At 45.1% G+C, this 6,555-nt stretch carries 6 protein-coding genes and 1 pseudogene; 3 read left to right on the forward strand and 4 right to left on the reverse strand.

The window, feature by feature from the left end; all coding sequences use genetic code 11:
* The 3 genes and pseudogenes from IM477_RS09665 to IM477_RS09675 form a co-directional block, all read left to right on the forward strand.
* Positions 1–418 (forward strand): annotated as a pseudogene (locus IM477_RS09665) (RNA-guided endonuclease TnpB family protein); the annotation flags it as partial.
* A 76-nt stretch (positions 419–494) separates the two neighbouring features.
* Positions 495–893 carry an NINE protein gene (locus tag IM477_RS09670; RefSeq protein ID WP_045360152.1) on the forward strand — a complete coding sequence of 133 codons (399 nt, stop codon included), beginning with the start codon at positions 495–497 and terminating at the stop codon, positions 891–893.
* The gene (locus IM477_RS09675; RefSeq protein WP_287731538.1) at positions 890–1,420 is read left to right on the forward strand and encodes a ComEA family DNA-binding protein; all 531 of its coding nucleotides are present in this window, start codon (positions 890–892) and stop codon (positions 1,418–1,420) included. Before IM477_RS09670 ends, IM477_RS09675 begins: the two co-directional genes overlap by 4 nt.
* A gap of 217 nt (positions 1,421–1,637) precedes the next feature.
* On the opposite strand, the gene gyrA is transcribed toward IM477_RS09675, so the two are convergent.
* The 4 genes from gyrA to IM477_RS09695 all read right to left on the reverse strand — a co-directional run bounded on the left by gyrA (position 1,638) and on the right by IM477_RS09695 (position 6,371).
* On the reverse strand, positions 1,638–4,190 hold the full coding sequence (gene gyrA, locus IM477_RS09680; protein ID WP_287731539.1) for a DNA gyrase subunit A: 2,553 nt from the start codon (positions 4,188–4,190) through the stop codon (positions 1,638–1,640).
* A gap of 205 nt (positions 4,191–4,395) precedes the next feature.
* Complete coding sequence (locus tag IM477_RS09685) at positions 4,396–4,980, reverse strand: DUF4276 family protein (protein ID WP_287731540.1); 585 nt, start codon at positions 4,978–4,980, stop codon at positions 4,396–4,398.
* Positions 4,973–5,989 carry an AAA family ATPase gene (locus IM477_RS09690; protein WP_287731541.1) on the reverse strand — a complete coding sequence of 339 codons (1,017 nt, stop codon included), beginning with the start codon at positions 5,987–5,989 and terminating at the stop codon, positions 4,973–4,975. Before IM477_RS09690 ends, IM477_RS09685 begins: the two co-directional genes overlap by 8 nt.
* Positions 5,990–6,017: 28 nt before the next feature.
* Positions 6,018–6,371 (reverse strand): AAA family ATPase, encoded by a 354-nt coding sequence (locus IM477_RS09695; protein WP_287731542.1) that lies wholly within the window; start codon positions 6,369–6,371, stop codon positions 6,018–6,020.
* Positions 6,372–6,555 lie beyond the last annotated feature (184 nt).

Genomic DNA, 6,555 nt, shown 5'->3' on the forward strand with positions numbered 1-6,555 from the left:
AAGATAGTTAACGAAAACCAAGTTATTGCGGTAGAAAATCTCAATGTTAAAGCCATGGTACGCAATCATAATTTAGCTAAGGCTATTAGTGATTGTAGTTGGGGAATGTTTTGTACAATGCTCAAATACAAGGCAGAATGGGAAGGAAAAACTTATATCGAAGTTGATAGGTTTTTCCCTAGTTCTAAGACTTGTCATGTCTGTCTGAATCAAGTGGGTAGTTTATCCCTTGATGTTAGAATATGGACTTGTGTGCATTGCAAAACAATCCATGATCGTGACATAAATGCGGCAATAAATATTCGAGATGAAAGCTTACGGATATTGTCGTTAGGAAAAGCGCGATACTGCCTATAGAGGGGATATAAGACCAAAATCTGGGCGTAAGTCCGTCTTGAGGCAATCCCCCGTGAAATAGGAAGCTCTCAACGATCTTGAGAGTAGTTCACAATAGAAAGTTCAGATCAGGCTAAAATCAATCTCGAACAGGTCTCATGCTTCTGGTGGAAAAATTATTAAGTAAGCCCAAAAGCCGTAAATTAGCGATTTTTTTGGCTTTTATCGGCAGCATTCTCGCTTTACCCTTTCCTATCGCCGGTATTCATAAATTCTATCTCGGTCAACCTCTCTGGGGAATTATTTATCTTCTCCTTTGGCAAACTCCGATTCCCCGGGTGGCTTGCGCGATCGATGCAGTGTGGTATTTAATCCAAGATAACCAATTTTTCGCTAACTATTTTCCCACTGCCACCGCTGCTGCCACTGTCCCCAGTTTAGAGCCTAAACAAGTAGAGGCGATCGGGGCAGCTTTAAGGGAATTAGAGCGCCTCCGGCAAGAAGGATTAATTTCTGAGTACGAATTTGAAGAAAAACGGCGACAACTACTACAATGACACCGCAAAACTGGTTAGGGCGCACTTTTAACCCTTTAAAAGCCAAAATTAGCAATGATCCCTATTATCGCTTTCGTTCCCTCGATGAGATCGCTATGGCGGCACAATTGGGCATTAAAATTAATGTCAGTCAAGCGGGTGTGGATGATTGGCTGCGATTGCCGGGGATATCCATCCATCAAGCGCGGATGTTGGTGGAATTGTCGGGTATGGGGGTAGAATTGCTTTGTCTCGAAGATCTAGCGGCTGCTTTGAGTGTTCCTGTGGCTAGATTGAAAGCTTGGCAACCGATTCTAGAATTTGCCTATTATAGCCCGGAAAGTCACCTCGCACCCCCTAAAATCAATCCTAACACCGCTTCGATCGAGCAGTTAACCACCCTGCCCCTAATCAGCGATAATTTGGCAGCTGCCATTATTAAAAGCAGAGAAGAACAGGGATTATTTAAGAATATTGTGGATTTTAAAGGGCGTTTATCCCTAGACGCTCAGGAAATCTCCCAATTAATGCACTTTTTCCAGTTTTAATCCCAAATCATCAGGAAAGGAGACAGGAGACAGGAGACAGGTTTTAGGTGTTGGGGGTTGGGGTTTTGGGGTTTTGGGGTTTTGGGGTTTTAGTTCAATTTCCCCACTTCCCCACTTCCCCACTTCCCCACTTCCCCACACTCCACACCCCACTTCCCCATTTCCCCACTTCCCCACACCCCACACCCCACACCCCACACCCCACTTCCCAGCAAATCTAAATGTCTTCAGATTCCTCGCCATCATTAGGGGGAACTAGGGCTACCGCAGCGATCGCATCGTCCTCATCGAGTTTTTGTACCCGGATGCCTCCGGCCGATCGCGATTGAGGAGTAATAGCATCGACGGATTGACGGATGATAATACCCCGTTCGGTGATAATCATAAATTCCTCGTGGGGGTTAACAACGTGCAGAGCCGCTAATTTATCGTTCTTTTTGCGGAATTTAATCACTCTGACTCCTAATCCCGCCCGATTTTGCAGACGTAGGAGGGTAACGGGAACCCGTTTTCCTAGTCCTGCCATGGTAATCGCTAACACCCAGGGGCCATTATTAGCCACTTCGGGGTTAATTTCTTCGCTTTCGTCCTCGGTTTCTTCTTCGTTAGATTCAGCGATTTGGGCGACAATTTGACTAGGCAGGATGTCCATACTAATTAATTCGTCACCTGAGCGCAATTTCATCGATTTTACGCCTTTAGTTGCCCTTCCCAAGGAGCGCAATTGTTGACTATCGGCCTTAAAATGAATTGCCATCCCCTGACGAGAACCGATAATGACGCTGTCTTCCTCTTTGGCCAAGCGAACCCAACGCAGTTGATCACCGTCTTCGAGAGAAATGGCGATTAAACCGTTCGATCGAATATTACTAAAGGCAGCAAGGGCGGTTTTCTTGATAAATCCCTTTTGTGTGAGCATAATCAGGTAATTATCCTCGCTGAACTCGCTGACTGCCACCACCGAGGTAATTTTCTCCCCTTTGGGAATCTCTAACAGTTGCACGATGGGAACGCCGCGAGCGGTACGGGAACCGGTGGGGATATGATAGGCATTGAGACTATAGACAACCCCGCGATCGGTGAAAAAGAGAACGCTATCGTGATCGCGGCAGGTGATAAAGTGATCGATGCCGTCGTCTTCTTTCATTTTCGCGCCAGCTTTCCCCCTTGTTGCCCGATTTTGGGACTCAAAGGTATTAACGGGCATTCTTTTGATGTAACCCTGTTCGGTGACGAGAATTAAGGCTTGTTCGTTGGCAATCAGGTCAGTTTCGGCGATTTCTCCTTCCCGTTGTTCAATATGAGTGCGACGCGGGGTAGCGTGAATCGTTTTGATCTGTTGCAGTTCTTCCTCGATAATGCTGTCGATCCGTTCTTTTTTGGCTAAAATATCCTGAAGATCGCCGATTTTTGCCAGTAATTCCCCGTGTTCTTGCTGAATTTTCTCCGATTCTAGGGCGGTTAAACGCCGCAGCTGCATTTGTAGGATTGCGTCCGCTTGCACCTCTGAGAGGCCAAAATTCTGCACTAATCCCTCTTTTGCGGTAGCTGTGTCGGCAGCACTGCGAATCAGGGCAATGACTGCATCGAGACTAGCGAGGGCAATTAGTAAACCCTGAAGGATATGATCCCTTTCCTCGGCCTTGCGGAGTTCATAACGGGTACGACGGGTGATAACTTCTACCCGAAAATCGAGGAAAACCCGGAGAAACTCCCTTAAAGTCAGTAATCTCGGTTCGTTATCGACTAATGCCAACATATTCGCCCCAAAATTCGACTGGAGGGGCGTTTGTTTATAAAGATTGTTGAGGACCACGCGGGGATAGGCATCTCGTTTCAGTTCGATCACCACCCGGATGCCGTCGCGATCGCTTTCGTCCCGCACATCGGAAATACCGTCTATTTTGCGATCATTGACCAAATCGGCGATTTTTTCGATTAATGCCGCTTTATTGGTTTGATAGGGCAGTTCGGTGATAATAATAGCATCTCGATCGGGTCTTCCCCTTTGTTCGATGGTTTCAATGGTAGCGACTCCCCGCAGGGTAATGGAACCGCGGCCGGTGGTGTAAGCTTCCTGAATGCCGTCTCTACCAAGGATATGCCCCCCGGTGGGAAAGTCCGGCCCCGGGATATAACGCTGTAATTCCGTATCGGTGAGATCGGGGTTATGGATGAGGGCAACGGTTCCATCGATAATCTCGGCCAGGTTGTGGGGGGGGATATTGGTGGCCATACCGACGGCGATGCCCGATGAGCCATTAATTAGCAGTTGCGGGACTCTAGAGGGCAAAACCACGGGTTCCTGTTGGGAACCATCGAAGTTATCGGCAAAATCGACGGTTTCTGACTCGATATCCTGTAGTAGGGCGTTGGTGGCCAGGGTGTGCAGACGACACTCGGTATAACGCATGGCTGCCGGGGGATCGTTATCGATCGATCCGAAGTTACCATGACCGTTAATCAGGGGATCGCGCATGGAGAAATCCTGGGCCATGCGGACGAGAGCATCGTAAACAGCAGTATCCCCGTGGGGATGGTATTTTCCTAATACTTCCCCGACGACTCTAGCGCATTTCCGGAAGGGGCGATCGGGGGTTAATCCTAGTTCGTACATCGCATAAAGAATGCGCCGGTGTACGGGTTTCAGTCCGTCCCTAGCGTCGGGCAAGGCGCGCCCAACGATGACGCTCATGGCGTATTCTAGATAGGAACGGGACATTTCATTGCTTAAGTCTGTGGGGACGACATGATCCTGGGCGGCGGTCATAGGGGGGTTAACTCCAATAACAAGGCAAAAAAGCGTTTTTGTGAGTAAATTCGCTAAAAATCGGGGTTTTACCCTTTTGATGTGCAAAATATGCCCATTTGTACGACTATTTTACCATAAAATCCCTCTTTTTTGGGGTTTAGAACAGTGCCAAGTCAGTAGTGATCGCAGATACCTTGGCTGGGATGGACGGGTTAATGGTTTGCTATCCTCTTGACAGAGATTGCAGAAAGTCGAGAAGATCTTTAAAAGAAGGACAACAAGTGGCACAAAGTTCTAAATTTAGCTTTTGGGCTAGTTCAAGATTCATGTTGGTACTATAACGGGGTTTTCTATTTTCACCGATTGACAATTTGATCAATTCTTCTTTCGGTTTGATAATTAGGTGAGGGTTTGGGTGAGCTTTTCCCTTGCCTCGTCCCACATATTTAACAACTTCTGGATCAGACCAAAACCAAGCCTCTAATTCTTCTATTGGGATGCAGATATATTTCCTGATACCATTAATATTAGAACAGCTTAATTCTAAGTGATCTCGCAATTGTTTTTCATCGTTAAGAGAGTTATTCTTGGGATTACGATCTAAATCATGAACAATGATAAAAGGGGAGCATCCTTCCCTTGTCATCACTTTAAGTTTTGCTGACAGTTTTCTCTTTAATGTACTAGAGGATTTAGATGCCCAAGATTTTGTCCTAGTATTTGTCCCCAGCACGCGATGGATAATTTGACGAAACACATTGCAGTCCGTCTCATCTTCGGCAATTATGGCGATCAAGTTACTACTCATCGAGAATACCACTGTAAATCCAGTCTCCTAAATCTCCTTCTTCACAGAGGTACTCGACAACTTTTTCAATCTCTCCTTCTTCTAGTTTCCTAACACTTGTCCGTCCCTGGTTACGATAAACTAAGCTAATATTTTCTGGCTTTGTCCAAGCTACTACTTGTGGTGAATGAGTTGATATAATTAAATTTACATCCCAAGTATAGGATTTAATTTCATTTAATAATTTTGCTAACATTGCGGGATGTATTTGTGTTTCTGGCTCCTCAATTATGGTTGTTGCATTAGGATAGTGAGCAATTATTTCGATAAGAATTGATAAAACTCGCAATGTGCCATCGGAGAGTAATCCAATATTGACTCCATCTAATAATACTGAAGCGATGTACTCTTCGTCTTTATCTTGGCATGTCTGTCCAGAATGCTCACTCAAAACGAACTTCTGCACAGTGATTTTCTTGGCAATTCCTATTCGTTGACAAACATTTTCTAGTTCATCAAAATCATCCGTACCCACCCAACGAAATATTCTCCGAGCTAGAGTATCTGCTAGATCAAATCGACTGGCAGAAATCTTCTTACTTGCCACCTTTAATAAGGAAGACTGTCGTCTTGATGTGCGACGGATAGGAGCTTTGCCAAGAAGACGAATCCCTTTTAAAATAGCATAAACCCACTGCATTTCTGGAGGTAAATTTAGCGATGAATTTCCAGGTATATTTGACTGTCGCAGCGAGGTAGTATTGCCAAGAATAGCAAATATTGGCTCACCATTATTATTAAAGCTTGTTAGTCCAAATTCGGTTTTCCAGAGAAGTTCTTGATCTCCATCAATATACTGACAATAATCATTCCAAGAAAAGGAATTTTCCTCGGAATTATCCTTATAGCGGTGTGCAGTCGTATGAGGTACAGTGTCACGAGCTATAAACCATGCTAGGCAAAGCTTGGTCTGTATCTCACTCAAGCGCTTACCGCTATAGTGGTAAGCTAAACGGCGCTTAACCTGCATGATCCAACAGCTATAACCCTTTTGGAGTCTATATCGGTGATCCGAAGTAAAAGCCGTTTAGCTTATCATCTATGTCTGTATCTATATCGTCCATAGAAAAGGGGATGATTAGCTCATACCTGTATCCTAAGTGCCGGTTAGTCGGTGTTAGAATTTCAACCTGCAAAATTGTGGGAATGCTATCACTGTCAATCATCCGAGATCCGATCGATCTACCGATAGCACAGGATGAGATGGCTTCAAATCCTTCTAGGATAGCGGATTTCCCCGCACCGTTTCTCCCCACTAATACCCCAACTTGGTTAACTAGGGATAGGGAAACTGGACCACCTAGCACACCCCAACCATCGAGGGTAAAAGATAATAGTCTAGGCTGGTTCATATTAAAACAATTCTAGTTTTTGGGATCATACAGGGCTTTATTACTGGACTTCCCCCATACAGAAATACTAAAAAATTAACAAAACCCTTACTGCAGGTCGCTTCTCAGAAAAAATTGAAAAGAGGCTACTGGGTACATTTTTCCCTTGAAAATGGCTGTACCGTTGACTGTATCTGGAGTAGAG

This window comes from Microcystis sp. M090S1 (genome assembly GCF_020246295.1).
In the GTDB taxonomy this organism is placed as follows: domain Bacteria; phylum Cyanobacteriota; class Cyanobacteriia; order Cyanobacteriales; family Microcystaceae; genus Microcystis; species Microcystis aeruginosa.

Excerpts from the sequence above, each read along its gene's own strand:
- IM477_RS09670 (WP_045360152.1), top strand. The coding sequence starts at position 495 with ATGCTTCTGGTGGAAAAATTATTAAGTAAGCCCAAAAGCCGTAAATTA.
- IM477_RS09675 (WP_287731538.1), top strand. The coding sequence starts at position 890 with ATGACACCGCAAAACTGGTTAGGGCGCACTTTTAACCCTTTAAAAGCC.
- gyrA (WP_287731539.1), bottom strand. The coding sequence starts at position 4,190 with ATGACCGCCGCCCAGGATCATGTCGTCCCCACAGACTTAAGCAATGAA.
- IM477_RS09685 (WP_287731540.1), bottom strand. The coding sequence starts at position 4,980 with ATGAGTAGTAACTTGATCGCCATAATTGCCGAAGATGAGACGGACTGC.
- IM477_RS09690 (WP_287731541.1), bottom strand. The coding sequence starts at position 5,989 with ATGCAGGTTAAGCGCCGTTTAGCTTACCACTATAGCGGTAAGCGCTTG.
- IM477_RS09695 (WP_287731542.1), bottom strand. The coding sequence starts at position 6,371 with ATGAACCAGCCTAGACTATTATCTTTTACCCTCGATGGTTGGGGTGTG.